Source organism: Yoonia sp. R78084 (genome assembly GCF_044595625.1).
GTDB lineage: Bacteria > Pseudomonadota > Alphaproteobacteria > Rhodobacterales > Rhodobacteraceae > Yoonia.
In genome coordinates this window covers 1,620,623-1,641,312 of record NZ_CP138993.1, presented here as the reverse complement: position 1 = coordinate 1,641,312, position 20,690 = coordinate 1,620,623, and the positions used below count along the sequence as shown (strand labels likewise).

Below are 20,690 nucleotides of genomic sequence, written 5' to 3'. Positions count from 1 at the left end.
GTCATGGTATTTTCGTATTTGGCAGGTAAACGACCCGGAATCGTTTCTTGGATAACCCTGCCATGCCTGCAACCGACCGTGATGCCGCCCGTGATATTACCTATGCCTCGTCCGCCAAGCGCCGTTCCGGGCGTGCGGTCATCCGTGTCATGGAGAACGCAACGGGGCGCTTGCGGCTGATCCGGAAGGCGAAAGGCTATGGCGCCGAGGTCGCGGCGGGGGCGGATTTCTGGGAGGTCATGTGCACCCGCTATGGTGTCGAACTGGATGTGATTGGCGGGTCGCTTGAGAATATCCCGCGCACGGGGCCGCTGATTGTGGTGTCCAACCATCCCTACGGGATACTTGATGGGCTGATGATGGGTCGTATCCTTTGCGAGCGCAGGCAGGGCGATTTTCGTGTGCTTGCGCACCGGATTTTCCGGCGGGCGGCCGATCTTGAACGGATTATCTTGCCGATTTCCTTTGATGAGACCAAAGAAGCCGCCAAGCTGAACCTTGAAACCCGCATGAAAGCAATTGCCTACCTGCAAGAGGGCGGCGCGATCGGCATTTTCCCGGGCGGGACGGTGTCCACTTCGGCCACGCCCTTTTCCAAGCCGATGGACCCCAGCTGGCGCACCTTTACCGCCAAGATGGTGGCGAAATCCGGGGCAACAGTGGTTCCGGTGTTTTTCGAAGGGCACAACAGCCGCCTGTTCCAACTGGCCAGCCACCTGCACAGCACCCTGCGCACGGGCATGTTCATCCGTGAATTCAAGGCCAAGATCAACAAACCCGTCCGCGTAGTCATCGGTGAACCGATCCCGCAAGCGACCTTGGAGCGTTTCAAAAAAGACCCCAAAGGATGCATGGATTTTCTGCGTAAAGCCACGTATGAGTTGAGCACAAGCCCGGTGGACCCGACCCACCTGGGGCATGAGTTCGAAGCGAAATACAAGGTACGCAGCAATGGCAGTGGGCATATTCGATAGTGGTCTTGGCGGGCTTACGGTGCTGGACGCTGTGGCCAAACGCCTGCCTGATCTTCCGCTTGTCTACATGGGTGACAGTGCGCATGCGCCTTACGGTGTGCGCACGCCGGATGATATTTACAACCTGACCACCAAATCCACGCAGCGCCTGTTTGATGCGGGCTGTGATCTGGTGATTTTGGCCTGCAACACGGCCTCGGCCGCCGCTTTGCGCCGGATGCAAGAGGGCTGGGTACCCGAAGGCAAGCGCGTTTTGGGCGTGTTTGTGCCGCTGATCGAGGCCTTGACCGAACGGCAATGGGGCGACAACTCGCCACCACGCGAAGTCGATGTGAAGCATGTCGCATTGTTTGCCACACCTGCCACGGTCTCAAGCCGCGCATTCCAGCGTGAACTGGCCTTCCGCGCGATCGGCGTGGATGTCGAGGCGCAGGCCTGTGGCGGTGTTGTCGATGCCATCGAAGATGGCGATATGATCCTTGCCGAGGCGTTGGTGCGCAGCCATGTGGATGCGCTCAAGCGCAAGATGCCGGAACCTGATGCGGCGGTACTGGGCTGTACCCATTACCCCCTGATGGAAGAGGCATTTCAGGCCGCCCTAGGCCCGCATGTTAAAGTCTTCAGTCAGGCCAATCTGGTCGCAGAGAGCCTTGCCGATTACCTGCAGCGCCGGCCCGAGATGGTCGGCCCGGGGATGGACTCTGCCTTTCTGACAACGGGTGATCCGGACCGCGTGTCCAATCGGGCGACCCAGTTTCTGCGACGGAAAATCACCTTTACCGCCGCATAACCGATTTCAAGACCTTTTCATCCTGAGGGATAACCAAATGACCTATAACGTCGCCATTCTGGGCGCTTCCGGCTATACCGGTGCCGAACTTGTCCGCCTCATCGCAACACACCCCGGCCTGCAAATCGTGGGCCTGTCGGGCAATTCCAAAGCGGGCATGGCCATGGCCGATGTATTCCCGCACCTGCGCCATCTTGATCTGCCTGTACTGACCACCATTGAGGACATGGATTTCGACGGAGTCGATCTGGTGTTCTGTGCTTTGCCACATGCCACATCGCAGGCCGTGATTGCGGAACTGCCCAAAACGCTCAAAATCGTTGATCTGTCCGCAGATTTCCGGCTGCGCGACCCTGCCGATTATGAAAAGTGGTACGGCAAAGCCCATGCGGCGACCGAAATGCAAAAAGAAGCGGTTTATGGCCTGACCGAGTTTTACCGTGAAGACATCAAAGCGGCGCGGCTGGTTGCGGGCACGGGCTGTAACGCGGCCACAGGCCAATATGTGCTGCGCCCGTTGATCGAGGCGGGCGTGATTGATCTGGATCAGATCATCCTTGATCTAAAAGCGGCAGTATCGGGCGCAGGGCGTAGTCTGAAGGAAAACCTGTTGCACGCAGAATTGTCAGAAGGGGCGCATGCCTATGCGGTCGGGGGGACACACCGGCACCTTGGTGAGTTCGATCAGGAATTCTCGGCCATTGCCGGTCGGCCTGTGAAGATCCAGTTCACGCCGCATCTGATTCCCGCCAACCGCGGCATTTTGGCCACCACCTATGTGCAAGGCGATCCTGACGTTATATATAATACGTTGAAAGCCGCTTATGCGGATGAGCCGTTTATTGAGGTACTACCGATGGGACAACATCCGTCGATCAAACATATCCGGGCATCGAATTTCTGTCATATCGGTGTCGTGGCCGACCGTATTCCGGGACGCGCGATCGTGATTGCAGCCCTTGATAACCTGACCAAGGGTTCTTCGGGGCAGGCGATCCAGAACGCCAACCTGATGCTGGGCTTGCCTGAAACAGAGGGCCTGATGATGGCGCCGGTGTTCCCATGACGGGTGGTCTCAAGAGCCTCAAGAAGCGCCGCCGCGTTCAGGTCATGTCGATGGCGGGGGTGAGTGTTGCGCTCGTTCTCGCGCTTCTCTGGTTCCTGCCTGATGACAGCTTCCAGTTCTTCCGCTCGCCTTCCGAAGTCACCGAAGCACCGCCGCCACCCAATGAGCGGTTCCGCATTGGCGGGTTGGTTGCTGAAGGCTCGCTCGTGCGCGGTCAGGGCGAGCAGGTCAGCTTTTCAGTGACGGATGGTGGCGCTGTGGTGCCTGTGGTCTACACCGGCATCCTGCCTGATCTGTTTGAAGAGGGTCAGGGCATGGTTGCGCAAGGGAACTACATCAACGGTCGCTTTGAAGCCGTTGAAATTCTTGCAAAACATGATGAGACCTACATGCCTTCCGAGGTGCTCGATGCGCTGAAGGAACAGGGTCTCTATGTTGATCCGGACGGTGCTATCGTCACGAATTAACGAATTGAGAGCAGGCTTTGCCCCATCCATACGGAAGGGGCGAATATGCCGACAGTCACCGAAATTGCCACAGATATCGTGGACCGCGAAGGCGGCTATGTAAACGACCCCGATGATCCCGGCGGGCCGACCAATTTTGGCGTAACAGTACATACCATGCGCCGTTTGGGGCTTGATCTGACGAAGGACGGCCAGATTGACAGCAGCGATGTGCGCGTGCTGACACGCGCCCATGCGGTGTCGATTTTTGTGGAACATTATTTTCGGGGGCCACGGATTGACCGTCTGCCTGTGCCGCTTCATGCCAGTGTTTTCGACATGTATGTGAACGCAGGGGCCAATGCGGTGAAAATCCTGCAACGCTTGCTGCGTGATATGCGGATTGAGGTGACCGTTGACGGGATCATCGGGCCTAAAACGATAGCGGCGGCCCGTCAGGCGATGGACGCTGCCCCCGATCATCTGGTTGATGCCTACGGGATTGCGCGGCGCAACTATTACTATGATCTGGCCGACAGGCGTCCGGCCAGCCGCAAATATGCGATGCGCCGTGACGGGGGCAAAGGCGGTTGGATCAAGCGGGCCGAGGAGTTCATCGCCGCCCGCTATCACCTGACAGAAGCACAACATAAAGCGAGGGTTGCACAATGGGTCTGATTCCAACCGTGATGTCGTTTCTCTTTGGTGATAATCGCAATGTGATCGTCGAGACGGCACAGATATTCCGTGAAAACGCGGAAAACGGGGCGGTGCGGGATGCGTCGGCACGCACAGACAGCCTGACACAGCTTGCCGCCGAGTTTGCGCGTCCGCAGCGCGGGCTCTTTGACCGGATCGTTGACGGGCTGAACCGTCTGCCGCGTCCTGCGCTTGCGTTGGGGACAATCTGGCTCTTTGCGATGGCGTTGCAAAACCCCACGCAGTTTGCAAAGGGGATGGAGGGCCTTGCGCTGGTGCCGGAACCACTCTGGTGGCTGATGGGGGCGATTGTAAGTTTTTATTTTGGCGCACGCCATCAGGTGAAATCGCAGGAATTTCAACGCTCTGTGGTGCAAAGCCTGAGTGTGTCAAAGGCGCTGCAGGCTCCGTCTGCACGGCCCGCCGATAATCCGGCACTGTCGGAATGGCAGGCCAAAAATGGAGAATAACTGGGCCAGCCAGCTCGAGCGCCGTATCGTCGCGCTTGAGATGCGTAATGCGGTGGATGAGGTGCACAGGGCCAATGTGGCCCGCCGTCTTGGGGCGATTGAAGACACGCTCAAATGGTTGGTACGGCTGGTGGTTGGCGGGCTGTTGATGGCCGGGCTGACCTATGCTGTGGGCGGTGGTCTGGCGCTATAGGCCTGCGCCAAAATGTACCGCATATGTGACCGCTCGGGTATGTTGCCTGCCAGATAAATGCGTTATCTATAGTTCATGTTGATAGAACTTGGACACTTCGCTCTGATTCTGGCTTTTGGCATTGCCATTTTCCAGATGATCGTGCCGATGATCGGCGCGCACCGTGGCAACGCAAGCTGGATGGCTATGGCCGAACCCGCGGCCACCGTACAATTCCTGCTCACCGCATTTTCCTTTGCGGTGCTGACATGGGCCTTTGTGACATCCGACTTTTCGTTGCAGCTGGTCTATCTGAACTCCCACACCGACAAACCGATGATCTACAAGATCACGGGTGTCTGGGGTAACCATGAGGGCTCGATGCTGCTCTGGATGGTGATCCTGACGCTCTTTGGCGCGTGCGCCGCTTGGTTTGGTGACGGTTTGCCGGCGCGATTGCGCGCAAGGGTGCTGTCGGTGCAGGCGGCAATAGGTGTCGCGTTTTTCGCTTTTGTTTTGTTCACCTCGAACCCGTTCCTGCGGTTGGAAGTTCCACCCCTGAACGGGCGCGACCTGAACCCGCTTTTGCAGGACCCAGGTTTGGCCTTTCACCCGCCGTTCCTGTACCTCGGCTACGTCGGCCTGAGCATGTCTTTCTCTTTCGCGATCGCCGCACTGATCGAGGGGCGCGTCGACGCCGCCTGGGGCCGCTGGGTCCGTCCGTGGACCTTGGCGGCCTGGATGTTCCTGACCGTTGGCATCGCGCTCGGCTCCTGGTGGGCCTATTATGAGCTGGGTTGGGGTGGTTTCTGGTTCTGGGATCCGGTCGAGAACGCTTCTTTCATGCCTTGGCTGATCGCAGCCGCGTTGCTGCACTCGGCCATTGTGGTGGAGAAACGCGAGGCGCTGAAAAGCTGGACAATTCTGCTGGCGATCATGGCCTTTGGCTTCTCGCTGCTTGGTGCGTTCATTGTACGCTCGGGCGTGCTGACCTCGGTGCATGCTTTTGCAAACGACCCGGAGCGGGGCATGCTGATCCTGATCATTCTCGCGGTATTTCTTGGGGGTGCGCTGACACTCTTTGCCTTCCGTGCAGGCGCGATGGAATCAAAAGGCGTCTTCTCGACCGTCAGCCGTGAAAGCGCGCTGATCCTGAACAACATTCTGTTGTCAGTAAGCTGCTTTGTAGTGTTCATCGGGACGATCTGGCCACTGGTGGCCGAGATGCTCTTTGACCGGACGCTTTCCGTGGGACCACCGTTCTTTGACGCGGCCTTTACACCCTTCATGGTGGCGCTGGCGATTGTCTTGCCGCTCGGGTCGCTTCTGGCATGGAAGCGCGGAAATCTGGCGCGGGCGTCAAAGTCACTGGTGGGTTGGCTTGTGCTATCTGTCGCCATTGCGGCACTCGTCTACGCTGTACAGAGCGGCAACTCGGCCTTGGGGCCGGTTGGTGTGGCGCTTGGTGTTTGGGTCGTCGGTGGCGCACTTCTTGATCTGTGGTTGCGCAGTGGCCGTGACGGTTTGATGTCGCGCCTGCGCCGCATCGCGCGCTTGCCGCGCGCGGATTGGGGCAAGGCGACGGCGCATATCGGGATGGGTGTGACGATCTTTGGCATCGCCGCGATGCTGGCGTGGCAAAAGGAAGATATCCGCGTGGCCCAGATCGGCGACGCATGGACCGTTGGCCAGTTCGAGTTCCGTCTTGATGACGTCAACCAACTACAAGGGCCGAACTATATGACCACGATGGCCGATATGTCGGTCTGGCGCGGCGATAGGCAGGTCGGCGATCTGCACCCTGAAAAGCGGTTCTATCCTGTCGCGAACATGCCCACGACCGAAGCCGCGATTTTGAACGGTTTTGTACGCGATATCTATGTTGTCGTAGGTGATCCGCAGGCAAATGGCGGCTGGGCGGTGCGCGTGTACCTCAAACCCTTTGCGAACTGGATTTGGGGCGGCGCGATCCTGATGGCGCTTGGCGGCTGCTTCTCGCTCTCTGACCGGCGTTTGCGGGTGGGCGCGGCTTCTGCCAAGAAAACCCCTGTCGGGGCGGTGCCTGCGGAATGAAGCGTCTTTTGCTCATTCTTCTTCTGCTCGGTGGGCCTGTCTGGTCCGTCGAGCCCAGTGAAATCCTTGACGATCCTGTTCTGGAAGAGCGCGCGCGGGATCTATCGCAAGGCCTGCGTTGTCCGGTTTGCCGCAACGAGAATATTGATGCCAGCAACGCGGCCCTGGCCAAAGAACTGCGGATCGTGCTGCGTGAACGACTGGTTGCCGGTGATACAGACGAAGAAGCGGTTGATTTTCTGGTTGCGCGCTATGGTGAGTTTGTTTTGCTGCGGCCGACGACCGAGGGTGCCAATATCCTGCTGTGGCTTGCGGCACCTGTGCTGCTGCTGATCGCACTGGGCGTCGGGTGGTCCACCATTCGCGCCAAACGCGAAACAGCGCCAGCCTTATCCGAGAGCGAACAAGCGGAACTGGAGAAAATACTGCGGTCGTGACGTGCCGTAGTGCTTTCCTAAACGGATCAGTTCACTAGAGTGTCGGGAAACTGTTAAGGGATCCCGCTCATGGACTATCAGGCCATTCACTTCGCCATTCGCAATTCTATCGCAGAGATTACGCTGAACCGCCCCGACATGATGAATGCGCTCAACACACAGATGCGCGCCGAGATCACCCACGCCTTCAAAGCCGCTGAAAAAGATGCGCGGGTGGTTGTCCTGACTGGGGCGGGCAGGGCGTTCTGTTCCGGTCAGGATCTTGGCGATGGCGGGAGCGCGGCGACGCTTGATCTGGAACGCACCCTGCGTGACGAATATGTGCCGATGCTGAAGGCGATCTTCGATTGCCGTGTCCCGACAATCGCGGCGGTGAACGGTCCCGCAGCCGGGGCCGGAGCGAACCTCGCACTGGCGGCGGATGTGGTCATTGCATCCGAGGATGCGTATTTCATTCAGGCCTTCACCCGCATCGGCCTGATCCCTGATGCCGGCGGCACCTATTGGTTACCGCGCCAGATGGGTGCTGCCAAGGCGATGGGGGCCGCCCTTTTTGCCGACAAGATCAGCGCGCAACAGGCGGAGCAGTGGGGAATGATCTATGAAACCGCCCCCGCCGCGACATTCAAAGACCATGTGGCCGGGCGCGCCGCCCATCTGGCACAGGGTCCGACGGTGGCTTACCGGCAGTTGAAAAAGGCCATTCGCGGGTCGTTCGAGAACTCATTGGACGAGCAACTGGCGCTGGAGGCAAAACTGCAAGGGCGCTGCGGCAAGACGCGTGATTTTCAGGAAGGTGTTGTCGCGTTCCTGGAAAAGCGGAAAGCGGTCTATGAAGGCCGCTGAAGCGCGAAATACACGCTGTCTGACCATTCCCCGTTTATCCAGTATGTCCGCTCTGCCCTGTGGGTTTCCTTGAACCCCAGTGATTTGAGGATACCAACAGAAGCTGCATTTCTGGGGTCTACTTCAGCGGTGAGTTGCGCGTGATCCGTGATGGCAAAGAGGTGCGGAATAATCGCGCCCATGGCCTCGGATATGATGCCTTGCCGCCAATAATCCGGATGCAGGATAAAGCCCACCTCATCGGCTTGATGCATGCCTGCGGTCCCGATCACGCGCCCGTCCTTTTCAATCACGAAGTAGGTCAGCAACCCGTCGGCATGGGCGATCAAACGGTCAAGGTTTTTCTGCGTGCGTGCGGGGCTGTCATGGGGTGGTGTTGACCAATAGCGCATGGCGCGCGGATCACTGAAGATCACATAGAGGTCCATCAGGTCGCCTTGCCCCGCGGCGCGTAGGGCCAAGCGTTTGGTCACAAGGGGCATGATTGAAAAGGGCCGCCCGAAGGCAGCCCCAAAGTCTTAGCGTTTTTCGATATCGACATATTTGCGTTCCATCTCGCCCAGATAAAGCTGGCGCGGACGGCCGATCTTCAACTGTGGATCGGCAAGCTGTTCGGCCCATTGCGAAATCCAGCCCACGGTACGGGCAACGGCAAAGATCGGGGTAAACATCGAAGTCGGGAAACCCATCGCCTCAAGGATGATGCCGGAATAGAAGTCGACGTTCGGGAACAGCTTCTTTTCGGCAAAATACGGATCGGCCAGCGCTTGTCTCTCAAGCTCTTTGGCGACTTGCAGCACGGGGTTGTTTTCGACACCCAGAAGCTCCAGCACCTCATCGGCACTTTGCTTCATCACAGTCGCGCGTGGGTCAAAGTTTTTATATACACGGTGGCCAAAGCCCATCAGACGGTATGGGTCGTTCTTGTCCTTGGCGCGTGCAATAAACTCAGGAATACGGTCGACGGTGCCGATTTCCTTGAGCATCTCAAGACAGGCCTGGTTTGCACCACCGTGCGCAGGGCCCCAAAGACAGGCGATACCAGCCGCGATGCAGGCAAACGGGTTGGCGCCAGAGGAAGAGGCCAGACGCACGGTCGAGGTCGATGCGTTTTGCTCGTGATCGGCGTGCAGCGTGAAAATACGGTCCATCGCGCGGGCAAGGATCGGATCAACGTGGTATTCCTGCGCGGGCACAGCAAAGCACATGTGCAGGAAGTTCGCGGCATAATCCAGATCGTTGCGTGGATACACAAACGGCTGGCCGATGGAGTACTTATAGGCCATCGCCGCAACGGTTGGCATCTTGGCGATCAGACGGATCGTGGCGACCTCGCGCTGGTGCGGGTCATTGATATCGGTGCTGTCGTGATAGAATGCAGACATCGCGCCGACGACACCCACCATCGTGGCCATCGGGTGCGCATCACGGCGGAAACCACGGAAGAAGTTGTGCATCTGTTCGTGGATCATCGTGTGATTGGTCACAAGGGATTCGAACTTTTCCAACTCAGTGGAAGAAGGCAGCTCACCATAAAGCAGCAGATAGCAGACTTCGAGGTAGTGCGACTGGGATGCCAGCTGGTCGATCGGATAGCCACGGTGCAGCAGGATACCCTCTTCGCCGTCGATAAAGGTAATGGTGCTGTCGCAGGCTGCTGTGGACGTAAAGCCAGGGTCGTAGGTGAACACGTCGGCTTGGGCGTAAAGCTTGCGGATATCAATCACGTCTGGTCCGCCTGTGGGGGAGTAGACGGGCAATTCGTAAGTCTTGCCTTTGAGCGTCAGCTTCGCGGTATCGGTAGTTTCAGCCATATTTCATTCCCTTTCGGTCCTGCGACCAATTCAGTCGCAGCAGCAGCATCAATCAACATTGGTTACCAGCGGATAATCACGCGTGTATGACGCAGATATTAGCGGCTGGCATCCTGCAGGCGGGCGATGGTTTCATCTTGCCCGAGGACCAACATCATGTCGAACACACTCGGTGAGACCGCGCGTCCAGCGAGAGCCGCCCGTAAAGGTCCGGCCAGCTTGCCTAGTTTCATGTCATGAGCTTCGGCAGTGGATGCGACGATCCCTTCCAGGATGTCACGAGACCAGCTAGCATTTTGCAACTGCGGCGTCAATTCTCCCAGTATACCACGGAATACATCCGTCAGATGGGCCGCAGCCTTCTCGTCCGGCACGATCGGGCGGGACGTCAGAACAAAGTGAGCCTTTTCAATCAGTTCCGGAAAGGTCTTGGCCCGTTCTTTAAGGCAGTACATCGCTTTCAGCATGCCATCTTTTTGTGTCTCGGTCAGCGGTTCAGCCGCTGTTGCCGCAAGGTAACCGTGCATTTCTTGCAGCAGTGCAGCATCGTCCGCGACCGCAATATGCTGACCACAGATATTTTCGAGCTTTTTGAAATCAAACCGTGCGGGTGATTTGCCGATTCCGTCCAGATCGAACCATTCCTTGGCCTGTGCGTCGGTGAAGAATTCATCATCCCCGTGGCTCCACCCCAGACGCGCCAGATAGTTGCGCATTCCGGCCGCAGGATACCCCAGCGCCTGATATTCGGCAGCGCCCGTCGCCCCGTGGCGTTTTGACAATTTCTTGCCGTCAGGGCCAAAGATCAGCGGGATATGGGCCAGCACCGGTTTCGCCCAGCCCATCGCCTCGTAGATCATGTTCTGGCGGAAGGCGTTGGCAAGGTGGTCGTCGCCACGGATCACATGGGTCACACCCATGTCATGATCGTCCACCACCACTGCCAGCATATAAACCGGTGTGCCGTCCGAGCGCAGCAGGATCATGTCGTCCAACTGGTCATTGGCGAATGTGACATTGCCTTGCACCTCATCGTGCAGCGTTGTTTGTCCCTCTCGCGGGGCCTTGATGCGGATCACGTAGGGTGCATCAGGATGGTCTGCTGCGGCCAGATCGCGCCAAGGCGAGCGGAAGAGGGTGGATGTTTTCTCTTCGCGGGCCTTTTCACGGAAAGCTTCGATTTCATCTTGGGTGCTGAAGCACTTATAGGCCGCGCCTTTGGCCAGCAGTTCGTGGGCAACAGCGGCGTGACGGTCGGCATTAGCGGCCTGGCTGGTTGGTTCGCCATCCCAGTCAAGGCCTAGCCATGTCAGACCATCAAGGATCGCCTGGCGGTTTTCGTCTGTGGAACGCGCTTTGTCTGTATCCTCGATCCGCAGCAGGAATGTGCCACCGTGTCCGCGGGCATAAAGCCAGTTAAACAAGGCCGTGCGCGCACCCCCGATGTGCAGGGCACCGGTGGGGGACGGGGCGAAGCGTGTGACAACAGACATGGGTATATTAACCTTTCGCTAACCAGCTTTCCGGTAAGATCCCGGCTTGGACGTGGGATAGAAGACTGCGGGGTGAAGGACAAGTGCGTGCGCGGATCGAAGACGCGCTTCTGGCGCAACGCGGGCAATTGATCGGCTGGGTGCCTGTGTGTCTCGGCGTTGGTATTGGCACCTATTTTGCACTGTCATTTGAACCTGGTGTCTTGCTTATGGCCGGTTTCACCATTGCTGCGGCCGGTTCGTTGCTTGCTTTACGTCTGGTGCCCACGGCTTTTGCGCCTTTGCTCATGGCCCTTGTTCTGGTGGTTGCAGGCGCGGGCGTTGCCAAGCTGCGTGTTGCGGCGGTCGAGGCGCCGATCCTGACCTTTCGCTATTATGGGGCAATCGAGGGCCGGATCGTGAATATTGATCGCTCGGCCAGCGATGCGGTGCGGCTGACGCTGGACCGGGTGGTTCTTGAACGCATGTCGCCTGACCGCACACCGCACCATGTGCGTGTGTCGGTCCACGGGCAACAACCGCTTGCGGTGTTTACCCCCGGTGATGTCATCATCCTGACGGGGCATCTCTCACCGCCCGCAGGGCCCGCGGAGCCGGGCGGCTTTGATTTTCAACGCCATGCGTGGTTCATGCAACTGGGTGCTGTGGGCTATACGCGCACCCCGGTCCTGCGTCGGGTAGCGGCGGATAACACCACGCTTGCCGCACGCCTTTTTGCGCTGCGCATGGCTCTATCGCGCGCGGTGCAAGCTTCCATCCCGGGCGAGGCGGGGGCCTTTGCCGCCGCCATAATGACCGGTGATCGCTCCGGTATGGGGCAAGAGACGTTGCGTGATTTGCGGACCTCCAATCTTGCGCATCTTTTGGCCATTTCCGGCCTGCATATGGGGCTTTTGACGGGCTTTATCTTTGCGGTCGTCCGGTATGGTTTGGCATTGATCCCCGGCATCGCCTTGCGCTGGCCCACCAAGAAGATCGCCGCAGTCTGTGCGCTGGCCGTGGGGGCGTTCTATCTGGCCCTCTCGGGGGGCAGCGTTTCCACAGAGCGCGCCTATATCATGGTTGCGGTTATGCTGGTTGCGGTCTTGCTGGGGCGCAAGGCGCTGACACTGCGCGCAGTTGCGATTGCGGCAATTCTCGTGCTGTTGTGGCAACCCGAGGCCCTGATCGGGCCGGGTTTCCAGATGTCATTTGCGGCCACTACGGCGCTTGTCGTGGCGTTCGGGGCGCTGCGAAAGGTTGATTTGCGCCGCCTGCCGCGATGGGCGCGAGCGGTCCTGTCCGTGATCCTGTCATCCTTTATTGCGGGGATTGCGACAGCACCTTTCGCTGCGGCACATTTCAACCAGATTGCCCATTACGGATTGATCGCCAATGTTCTGAGCGTGCCGTTGATGGGCGTTCTGGTGATGCCTGCGGCGGTGCTGGCGGTCTGCCTTGCGCCCTTGGGGCTGTGGTGGATCGGGCTTGGGTTGATGGACCTCGGCCTGCGCTGGATCCTGTGGGTGGCGCGGACCGTATCCGCACAAGAGGGGGCGTTGGGGCATGTTGTGGCGCCGGATTGGTATGTCTTGCCGCTCTTGGCCATTGGGCTTCTGGCGTGTGTGCTGATCGTGGGACGCGGGCGGTTGATCGGGGTTGCCGTCGTTTTGCTGGCCGCTGCGTTTTGGCAACAGACATCGCGCGCCGCGCTGCTTGTCGCCGATAGCGGTGCGCTGATTGGGCTGAATGGAGCGGAAGGGCGGGCGCTGTCCAAGCCCACTGGCAATGGTTTTGTGGCGGATATCTGGCTTGAGAATGATGGCGCGCCCGTGGCCCAAGAGGTGGCCGCCGCGCGTGACGGGCTCTTGACCGAGGGGCGTGTCACGCGGGCCGATCTGGGTGGATGGCAGGTTTTGCAGGTATCCGGCAAAACAGCTCTCGCGGAATTGCGGGACTGTGATGGGGCCGATGTGCTGATCAGCAACGAGATTGACGCAGGGACGCGTCCCTGCGCGGTCTATGATGTGGCGCGGTTGCGCAACACGGGCGCTTTGGCACTGGATGTGGCGGGGAATGGTGACTTGCGGATCACGACGGCACATCAAATCACAGGGCAGCGCCCATGGAACAGTTGGCAAGGACCATGGCCTGCGCCCGTCACGCTCCCTTATGCACAACAAAAAAGGGCCGCCGAAGCGACCCTTCCGAGATGAATTGGAGCGCCCCTAGTAGGTGCGGATCAGGCCGACCAATCGGCCTTGGACCTTGACCTGATCATCACGGAACACCCGTGTTTCATAGGCAGGGTTCGCAGCCTCAAGTGCGATAGCAGAGCCGTTGCGGCGGAACCGTTTCAGCGTGGCTTCATGGCCTTCAACAAGGGCCACGACGATATCACCGTTATCGGCAACGGAAGTTTCACGGATCACGACGACATCGCCGTCGTTGATGCCTGCCTCGATCATCGAATCGCCTTTGACTTCAAGCGCGTAGTGATCACCGCTGCCCAGCATGGACTGCGGCACAGAGACGTTGTGCGAGGCTTCGCTGATTGCCTCGATCGGGACACCTGCAGCAATGCGGCCCATCATCGGCAATTCGATCGCACCGGATTCAACGGCCATCGCGTCAGCGGGGGTGCTGTCGGGTTTGTCCCCGTCAATGACGCGCGGCTGGAAACCGGTCTTGCCCTGCATCGCATCCGGCAGTTTCACGATCTCAAGCGCACGGGCGCGGTGCGCCAAACGCCGGATGAAACCACGTTCTTCCAGTGCGGTAATCAGACGGTGGATACCGGACTTGGAGCGCAGATCGAGCGCTTCTTTCATTTCATCGAAACTGGGCGGGACACCATCGCGCTGGACACGCTTGTGAATGAACTCCAGAAGATCGAGCTGTTTTTTCGTCAACATATGACTGCTCCGTTGCCACGTTTTGCATATGTTCTATGCATGTTCTTGTTTTGTGTCAACTGATGGCTGTTCCGTGCGGATAGTCCGGGATGCTTCCGGCGGAAGTTTGATGGGACATGGAAAGTCCAGGTTCAGAGGCGGATGATTTCGATCTGGTCGCCAGTGTCGCGGGCGGAATCGTTGATCGGGCGCACGGCAAGGCAATTGGCCTCGGCCAGCACGGTGAGCAGCGCGCTGTCCTGACGGTCAAAAATCGTGACACCCTCAGGGCCGAGATGCGCGCGCATATAGTGTTCGCGGGGCCCGTTGGCGGGGGCGGGTTTGGCGAGAGGGTGGGTTTCGCGCAGGGCAGGGTACGCGCCCAGCCCCAGCATTTTGCGGATCACGGGGGCGAGAAACACATGCCCGCAGACCATGGCAGAGACAGGGTTGCCGGGCAGGCCGATCATTGTGGTGCGGCCCATGCGCCCTGCCATCAGCGGTTTGCCCGGGCGCATCGCGACTTTGTAAAAGGCGCGGTCCATACCTTTGTCGGCGGCGACTTCGCCCACCAGATCATGATCACCGACGGAGGCACCCCCGATTGTGACAATGAGGTCTGCATCCGCGGCCAGATCAAAGGCTAGCGCGAGCAACGCGCGGGTGTCGCGCGCAATCGGGAGCAGGCGCGGGTCAGCGCCAAGCTGGCGGATGAGCGCTGCGAGCCCGTAGCTGTTCGAGGCGATGATCTGATCGGGCCCCGGTGTCTCGCCCGGTTGGACGAGTTCATCGCCCGTTGCGATAATGGCGACCGATGGCCTGCGGGTGACAGACAAGGTCGCGATGTTCATCGACGCGAGCAGGGCGATATCGGACGGGGTGAGCACACGCGGCGCGCGGATGGCATCACCCGCCTTGAAATCGGCACCGGCAGGCCGCACGAAGGGGGTGTCAATGGCGCTGTCATCAAGGGTGATTGTATCGCCCTTACGGGTGACATTTTCCTGGATAATGACGTGATCTGTCCCGTCGGGCAAAGGGGCGCCGGTAAAGATACGCACGGCCTGCGCCGGACCAACCTGACCTTGCCATGCATGGCCAGCGGCAGCCTCGCCGATGACTTCATAGGTCTGGCCGGTTCTGATCGATGTGGCGTCGACCGCATAACCATCCATTGCGGAGGCGGCGAAAGGAGGCTGGTTGCGTGTGGCATATACGTCTTTTGCAAGCACGCGGCCATGCGCCTTGATCAGCGGGACGTCTTCGGCGTCCAGCGGTGAGGTGAGCGCGAAGAGATGGGAAAGGGCCTCGTCGACCGAAATCATGGGTTTTCGAACCGTCCCGATTTGCCGCCGTCCTTGAAGGTGAGCCGCACACCGCCGATTTCCATATCTTTTTGTACGGCTTTGACCATGTCGTAAACGGTCAGGGCTGCGATGTTGACGGCTGTCAGCGCCTCCATCTCGACACCGGTTTGACCGCCGGTTTTGACGGTAGCGGTAATCCGGATGCCGGGCAGGGTGGTGTCCGGGGTCAGATCAAGCGCGACCTTTGTGATCGGCAAAGGGTGGCAGAGCGGGATCAGATCGGCGGTTTTCTTGGCGCCCATGATTCCTGCGATCCGCGCGATGCCCAGCACATCACCTTTGTCGGCGCGGCCTTCGGTGATCAGAGCGAGCGTCGCGGGCGTCATCCTGATATAGCCTTCCGCAATCGCCGTGCGCGCGGTCACGGGTTTGTCCGAGACATCAACCATATGCGCTTTGCCGTCGGAATCGAAATGCGAAAGCCCTGACATCACAGGCGCCCTGTGGCGGGATTGGCAAGCAGGGTGCGGGTGGCTGTGGCCACATCATCCTGCCGCATCAGGCTTTCACCGATCAGGAACGCACGCGCGCCGTAGCGGGCCATATCAGCCAGTTCCTCGGGTGTGTTCAGGCCGCTTTCGCAGACGATCATGCGGTCTGCGGGCACCAGTTTTGACAGGGTGCGGGTGGTATCAAGCGTGGTTTCAAAGGTTTTGAGGTTGCGGTTGTTGATCCCCATCAGCGGAGACTTCAACAGCGTCGCGCGTTCCAGTTCTGCCGCGTCATGCACTTCGATCAGCACATCCATATCCCATGCAAAGGCGGCCTCTTCCAACTCTTGCGCCTGGGCGTCGCTCACGCTGGCCATGATGATCAGGATGCAGTCGGCGTGCAGGGCGCGGGCCTCGGCGACCTGATAGGTGTCATACATGAAATCCTTGCGCAGGGCGGGTAGATCGACGGCGCTGCGGGCCGCGGTCAGATAGCTGTCGTCGCCTTGGAAAGAGGGGCCGTCGGTGAGGACGGACAGGCAGGTGGCACCCCCGTCGGCATAAGCCTTGGCGAGCGCGGGCGGGTCGAAATCGGCACGGATCAAGCCCTTTGAAGGGCTGGCTTTCTTGATTTCTGCGATCAGGCCATAACCTTCACGTATGGCGCCTGCCAGCGCATCGGCGAAACCGCGTGTCGGCGGGGCTTCTTTGGCGCGGGCTTCGACCTCGGTCAGAGGAACCGCTGCTTTGCGCGCGGCCACATCGGCGAGTTTGTAGGTTTTGATCTTTTCGAGAATATCGCTCATGGGTCCGCCCAGTTGATTGGCTCTTGGCCTTGTTCAATAAGCCACTGGTTCACCTTTGAAAATGGGCGCGACCCGAAAAACCCGCGATGTACGGAAAGCGGGGACGGGTGCGGCGCGCGCAGGATCAGGTGATCGGGGCCAAGGTGTTTGGCATAGGCCTGTGCAGGTGCGCCCCACAGGATAAAGGCGCGGGGGTGATCGTCGAGACGTTTCAGCGCTTGGGTGACCAGCGTTGACCAGCCCAGTCGGGCGTGGGCTTTGGGCTGGCCCGGAGGCACCGTCAGCGCGGTATTGAGCAGCAAAACGCCCTGATCTGCCCAATCCTGAAGGCTAGTCTTCGTGCGGACATGGCCTGTATCGCTTTGAATTTCTTTGAAAATATTGCCCAGGCTGTCAAGGCGTCCGCCAAAGTCATCTGGAATAGAGAACGCCAGTCCATCGGCTTTGCCGGGGGTATGATAGGGGTCCTGGCCGAGGATCACGACACGGGTCTCATCGGGTTGGGTGCGTTTGAGGGCGGCAAAGGTCAGCGCGGGGGGCGGCAGCACATCCCCCTCAATCCGGGCGGCTATCTCCGGCAGGTCCTGTGTAAAAAACGGCAGATCATCCCACGCGCCAAGATCGGTCAGATCAAACATCACGCGGCAGAGGTAATCCGTGCCAGTGTTGCGAGCGCCTTTTTGGCTTTGCCGCTGTCGATGCTGTCGCGGGCGATTGCAACCCCTTCTTTGAGATCGCCTGCTTTGTCGGCCACGACCAAGGCGGCTGCGGCGTTCAAAAGCACGGCGTCACGGTACGCGCCTGTCTCGCCATCGAGTAAAGCAGAAAGGGTCGCGGCATTTTCTTCGGGCGTGCCCCCGATGATATCGCGGAAACTATGGACCGGAAGGCCCGCATCCTCGGGGTGGATTTCGCGGGACCTGATCTTGCCGTCCTCAAGGGCCGCAACAGCCGTGGGGCCGCAGATCGTGATCTCGTCGGTGCCGTCGCTCCCGTGCACGAGCCACGCTTTTTCGGTGCCAAGCTGTTGCAGGGTTTCGGCCATGGGAAAGATCAGGTCAGGAGCGAAAGCGCCGGTTAGCTGGCGCTTCACGCCTGCGGGGTTAGTCAATGGTCCCAGTATGTTAAAGATCGTTTTTGACCCTAATTCGACGCGGATGGGTCCCACATGTTTCATCGCCGGATGGTGTATCGGCGCCATCATAAAACCAATGCCTGCTTCTGCGATCGCTTTCTCTACCACCTCAGGGCCAACCATGACATTGATGCCGAGCGCACCCTGTACGTCTGCGGTGCCCGATTTCGAGGACAGGTTGCGGTTGCCGTGTTTGGCCACGGGTACGCCGGCACCAGCCACAACAAAGGCGGTCGCGGTCGAGATATTCAACGTGTGTTTGCCATCACCACCGGTGCCGACGATATCCATCGCACCTTCGGGGGCTTTGACGGGGATGCAATGCGCGCGCATCACTGCGGCGGCTGCGGCGTATTCGGAGACAAATTCGCCGCGCGCACGCAGCGCCATCAGAAACCCGCCAATTTGCGCAGGGGTCGCGGCCCCTTCAAAGAGATAGCCGAAGGCCTCTTCCGCCTGCGACCGCGACAGCGGGCCTTCGGAGGCTGCGAAAATCAGCGGCTTCATTGCGTCACTCATGCGGGCACCTTCGTGTTGGCAAGAAAGTTCTGGAGAAGCTGATGGCCGTGTTCGGACCGGATGCTTTCGGGGTGGAATTGCACGCCGTGGATCGGCAGGTCGCGGTGTTGCAGGCCCATGATGGTGCCGTCTTCCAGCTCTGCCGTGATCTCAAGGCAGTCGGGCAGGGTGGCGCGGTCCACCACCAGCGAATGATAGCGCGTGGCCTCAAACGGGCTTGGCAATCCGGCAAACAGCCCTTTGCCGGTATGATGCATCGCACCCATTTTGCCGTGAACGATCTCATGGCACCGCACGACATTGCCGCCGAAGGCCTCGCCGATTGCCTGATGCCCAAGGCAGACACCCATCAGCGGCATCTTCACCTCAGCTGCGGCATGCACGAGCGCGAGACAAATCCCCGCTTGGGCCGGATCACAAGGGCCGGGCGACAGCATGATTGCTTCGGGGCGCATGGCCATCGCTTCTTGTACATCAAGCGCGTCATTGCGTTTGACCACGACTTCCGCACCCAGCTCGCCCAGATAGTGGACCAGATTATAGGTAAAGCTGTCATAGTTATCGATCAGAAGCAGCATAGTAAAAACCCGCGCATGTGACAAAAAGGGCTACCGTTTCCGGTGAAGTGAACGGTATAAGCCCGCCATACATGGGCCGGGACGCAAGGGCACGTCAAGGTCGAAGAAAAAGGTGTGGGCAGATGAAGGGCTATGTAAAGGGCAGTCTCTGGGGGCTGATTTGCGGCTGCGTTGGTTTGGGTATCGTCTCGCTTGCCAATGAACAGCCGGATTTTGCAACCGGCCCTGCCGAACCGCAGTTGGCATCGCCTGACATGGTCCCTGCTGTGACGACAACGCAACTGCCCGTGCCGCTCCCCAGCAGCCCTGAAGATGTGCCGAATTTTGCAGACTCTGTCCCGCTGAGCGTTGCGACGCCGGATAGCGAGACCCCACCGGAGGTGTCGACGGAAACCGCCGAATTGCCCGTCGTAACGGCCGTGGAAGAGCCAGCGCCGCAAGCGGCAACGACGGCCACAGCACCTGTCTTGGCGGATGATGCCGTTGAGGCACTCGACGTGGCCCCGCCTGTGACCGCCGCACAGGATGATACACCAGCCGCTGTTGCGCCGCCTGTGATTGTTGTCGAGGATCAAGCCGAAGCGGTTGCTGCGGATGCTGAAACTACAGCGACCGCGCCAGCGGCAGAGCCCGCGCCTGAACCGCAAGAGGCGGCACCGGCAGCAGAGGACACCTCGCAAAACGAAGTTGCCGAGGTTCCGCAGGACACGCCGATGGAAGTTACAGCAAGTGATGAGCCTGTGAGCGAAGCTGCAGTTGAGACCGCGCAGGCTCCTGTCGCAGCCGAGACCGTCATGGTAACGCCGGAAGAAACACCTGTGCCCGAGCAAGAAAACACTGCCCCAGAGGACGAAGCGACGGTGCCAGAGCAAGCACCCGCCGCGTCAGACCAGCAGGTGATCGTGGCGCAAGCCTTGCCACAAGCATCAGGCGGGGTGCGGATCAACCGTCCGGGGGCAGAGCCGGAAGAGACCGAGACCGTCGCACCGACACCCGCCGAGGCCGACGTATTGCCAGATGATGCCCCTGCCTTGTTGCGCTTTGCGGCACCGTTTGAAGCGACAGAAGGCCTGCCGAAGATCGCCGTTGTGCTGGTCGATACCGATGCGATGGTGGATGCGGCTCCTGCACTCGCGGGCCTCGGTTTTGCGCCGACAGTTGCGATCAACGCGCTGGCCGACGGGGCAGGCGAGAAGATGGCGGCCTATCGCGCGGCGGGGCTTGAGGTGGCACTTCAGGCTGATCTTCCCTCGGGTGCGCGCCCTGCGGATGTGGAAGTGGCCTTCGAGGCGGCGTTCCAGCTCTTGCCCGAAGCCGCGATGCTGTTTTCATTGGGCGCAGGCGCGATCCAGGACCGCGCCGTCACTGCGCAGGTGATGCAGATATTGGCGGCTGACGGCCTTGGCTTTGTCACCGTCCAGCGTGGGCTGAGCGATGCGACACGCGCGGCGGAACAGGCCGGTGTGCCTGCCGCGACGATCCTGCGTGATCTTGATGGCGCGGATGAAGACAGCGGTGCCATTGCGCGCGCGTTGGATCAGGCCGCGTTCCGTGCGCGCCAGACCAGTGACGTTGTGATCATGGGGCGGATGACGCCGGACACACTCGCAGCGCTGCGCGACTGGGCGGCCGGGCTTGACCAGTCCACGCTTGCGATAGCGCCCGTCTCTGCGATCCTGCTTTCACAGGACGAATAAGAGC

22 protein-coding genes are annotated in these 20,690 nt (G+C 59.7%); 12 read left to right on the top strand and 10 right to left on the bottom strand.

Features of this window, described 5'->3' with window-relative positions; genetic code table 11:
• Positions 1-62 precede the first annotated feature (62 nt).
• The 10 genes from SJY29_RS08420 (at position 63) to SJY29_RS08375 (ending at position 7,973) form a co-directional block, all read left to right on the top strand.
• Positions 63-974 (top strand): lysophospholipid acyltransferase family protein, encoded by a 912-nt coding sequence (locus SJY29_RS08420; protein WP_400088702.1) that lies wholly within the window; start codon positions 63-65, stop codon positions 972-974.
• The gene (locus SJY29_RS08415) at positions 952-1,764 is read left to right on the top strand and encodes a glutamate racemase (RefSeq protein ID WP_110279043.1); all 813 of its coding nucleotides are present in this window, start codon (positions 952-954) and stop codon (positions 1,762-1,764) included. Before SJY29_RS08420 ends, SJY29_RS08415 begins: the two co-directional genes overlap by 23 nt.
• A 37-nt stretch (positions 1,765-1,801) precedes the next feature.
• The gene (gene argC, locus SJY29_RS08410; protein ID WP_110279042.1) at positions 1,802-2,830 is read left to right on the top strand and encodes an N-acetyl-gamma-glutamyl-phosphate reductase; all 1,029 of its coding nucleotides are present in this window, start codon (positions 1,802-1,804) and stop codon (positions 2,828-2,830) included.
• On the top strand, positions 2,827-3,297 hold the full coding sequence (gene ccmE, locus SJY29_RS08405) for a cytochrome c maturation protein CcmE (RefSeq protein ID WP_110279041.1): 471 nt from the start codon (positions 2,827-2,829) through the stop codon (positions 3,295-3,297). Before argC ends, ccmE begins: the two co-directional genes overlap by 4 nt.
• 45 nt (positions 3,298-3,342) lie before the next feature.
• Entirely contained in the window at positions 3,343-3,954 is a 612-nt protein-coding gene (locus SJY29_RS08400; RefSeq protein ID WP_400088699.1) for a holin-associated N-acetylmuramidase, read from the top strand.
• A complete protein-coding gene (locus tag SJY29_RS08395) occupies positions 3,945-4,445 on the top strand; it encodes a holin family protein (RefSeq protein WP_110279039.1) in 501 nt (166 codons plus the stop codon). The genes SJY29_RS08400 and SJY29_RS08395 overlap by 10 nt, the downstream gene beginning before the upstream one ends.
• On the top strand, positions 4,435-4,638 hold the full coding sequence (locus SJY29_RS08390) for a pseudouridine synthase (RefSeq protein ID WP_400088697.1): 204 nt from the start codon (positions 4,435-4,437) through the stop codon (positions 4,636-4,638). Before SJY29_RS08395 ends, SJY29_RS08390 begins: the two co-directional genes overlap by 11 nt.
• Before the next feature lie 75 nt (positions 4,639-4,713).
• A complete protein-coding gene (locus SJY29_RS08385) occupies positions 4,714-6,690 on the top strand; it encodes a heme lyase CcmF/NrfE family subunit (protein WP_400088695.1) in 1,977 nt (658 codons plus the stop codon).
• Positions 6,687-7,127: a cytochrome c-type biogenesis protein gene (locus SJY29_RS08380; RefSeq protein WP_110279037.1), complete on the top strand. Its 441-nt coding sequence runs from the start codon at positions 6,687-6,689 to the stop codon at positions 7,125-7,127. The genes SJY29_RS08385 and SJY29_RS08380 overlap by 4 nt, the downstream gene beginning before the upstream one ends.
• A 69-nt stretch (positions 7,128-7,196) precedes the next feature.
• Positions 7,197-7,973: an enoyl-CoA hydratase-related protein gene (locus SJY29_RS08375; RefSeq protein ID WP_400088693.1), complete on the top strand. Its 777-nt coding sequence runs from the start codon at positions 7,197-7,199 to the stop codon at positions 7,971-7,973.
• Here the strand turns inward: SJY29_RS08375 and SJY29_RS08370 are convergent.
• From SJY29_RS08370 to gltX, 3 genes are all read right to left on the bottom strand, one after another.
• Entirely contained in the window at positions 7,958-8,455 is a 498-nt protein-coding gene (locus tag SJY29_RS08370; protein WP_400088691.1) for a GNAT family N-acetyltransferase, read from the bottom strand. The two genes, SJY29_RS08375 and SJY29_RS08370, sit on opposite strands and share 16 nt — an antisense overlap.
• Positions 8,456-8,491: 36 nt before the next feature.
• On the bottom strand, positions 8,492-9,787 hold the full coding sequence (locus tag SJY29_RS08365; protein ID WP_400088689.1) for a citrate synthase: 1,296 nt from the start codon (positions 9,785-9,787) through the stop codon (positions 8,492-8,494).
• Positions 9,788-9,885: 98 nt separating this feature from the next.
• Positions 9,886-11,280, bottom strand: coding sequence for a glutamate--tRNA ligase (gltX, locus tag SJY29_RS08360; protein WP_400088687.1), 1,395 nt, complete (start codon positions 11,278-11,280; stop codon positions 9,886-9,888).
• An 83-nt stretch (positions 11,281-11,363) separates the two neighbouring features.
• On the opposite strand from gltX, the gene SJY29_RS08355 reads away from it, so the two are divergent.
• Positions 11,364-13,475: a ComEC/Rec2 family competence protein gene (locus SJY29_RS08355; protein ID WP_400088685.1), complete on the top strand. Its 2,112-nt coding sequence runs from the start codon at positions 11,364-11,366 to the stop codon at positions 13,473-13,475.
• Positions 13,476-13,487: 12 nt separating this feature from the next.
• On the opposite strand, the gene lexA is transcribed toward SJY29_RS08355, so the two are convergent.
• The 7 genes from lexA to SJY29_RS08320 all read right to left on the bottom strand — a co-directional run bounded on the left by lexA (position 13,488) and on the right by SJY29_RS08320 (position 18,989).
• Positions 13,488-14,174 (bottom strand): transcriptional repressor LexA, encoded by a 687-nt coding sequence (lexA, locus tag SJY29_RS08350; protein ID WP_400088683.1) that lies wholly within the window; start codon positions 14,172-14,174, stop codon positions 13,488-13,490.
• 131 nt (positions 14,175-14,305) lie between these two features.
• Complete coding sequence (gene glp, locus SJY29_RS08345) at positions 14,306-15,478, bottom strand: gephyrin-like molybdotransferase Glp (protein ID WP_400088681.1); 1,173 nt, start codon at positions 15,476-15,478, stop codon at positions 14,306-14,308.
• Complete coding sequence (gene moaC / locus SJY29_RS08340) at positions 15,475-15,951, bottom strand: cyclic pyranopterin monophosphate synthase MoaC (protein ID WP_076658214.1); 477 nt, start codon at positions 15,949-15,951, stop codon at positions 15,475-15,477. The genes glp and moaC overlap by 4 nt, the downstream gene beginning before the upstream one ends.
• Positions 15,951-16,757 carry an indole-3-glycerol phosphate synthase TrpC gene (gene trpC / locus SJY29_RS08335; protein WP_400088679.1) on the bottom strand — a complete coding sequence of 269 codons (807 nt, stop codon included), beginning with the start codon at positions 16,755-16,757 and terminating at the stop codon, positions 15,951-15,953. The genes moaC and trpC overlap by 1 nt, the downstream gene beginning before the upstream one ends.
• The gene (locus tag SJY29_RS08330; RefSeq protein ID WP_400088677.1) at positions 16,754-17,395 is read right to left on the bottom strand and encodes a uracil-DNA glycosylase; all 642 of its coding nucleotides are present in this window, start codon (positions 17,393-17,395) and stop codon (positions 16,754-16,756) included. Before SJY29_RS08330 ends, trpC begins: the two co-directional genes overlap by 4 nt.
• The gene (trpD, locus tag SJY29_RS08325; RefSeq protein WP_400088675.1) at positions 17,395-18,411 is read right to left on the bottom strand and encodes an anthranilate phosphoribosyltransferase; all 1,017 of its coding nucleotides are present in this window, start codon (positions 18,409-18,411) and stop codon (positions 17,395-17,397) included. Before trpD ends, SJY29_RS08330 begins: the two co-directional genes overlap by 1 nt.
• The gene (locus SJY29_RS08320; RefSeq protein ID WP_400088673.1) at positions 18,408-18,989 is read right to left on the bottom strand and encodes an anthranilate synthase component II; all 582 of its coding nucleotides are present in this window, start codon (positions 18,987-18,989) and stop codon (positions 18,408-18,410) included. The genes trpD and SJY29_RS08320 overlap by 4 nt, the downstream gene beginning before the upstream one ends.
• 122 nt (positions 18,990-19,111) lie before the next feature.
• Here SJY29_RS08320 and SJY29_RS08315 point away from each other — a divergent pair, with 122 nt between their 5' ends.
• On the top strand, positions 19,112-20,686 hold the full coding sequence (locus tag SJY29_RS08315; protein WP_400088672.1) for a divergent polysaccharide deacetylase family protein: 1,575 nt from the start codon (positions 19,112-19,114) through the stop codon (positions 20,684-20,686).
• Positions 20,687-20,690: the final 4 nt, after the last annotated feature.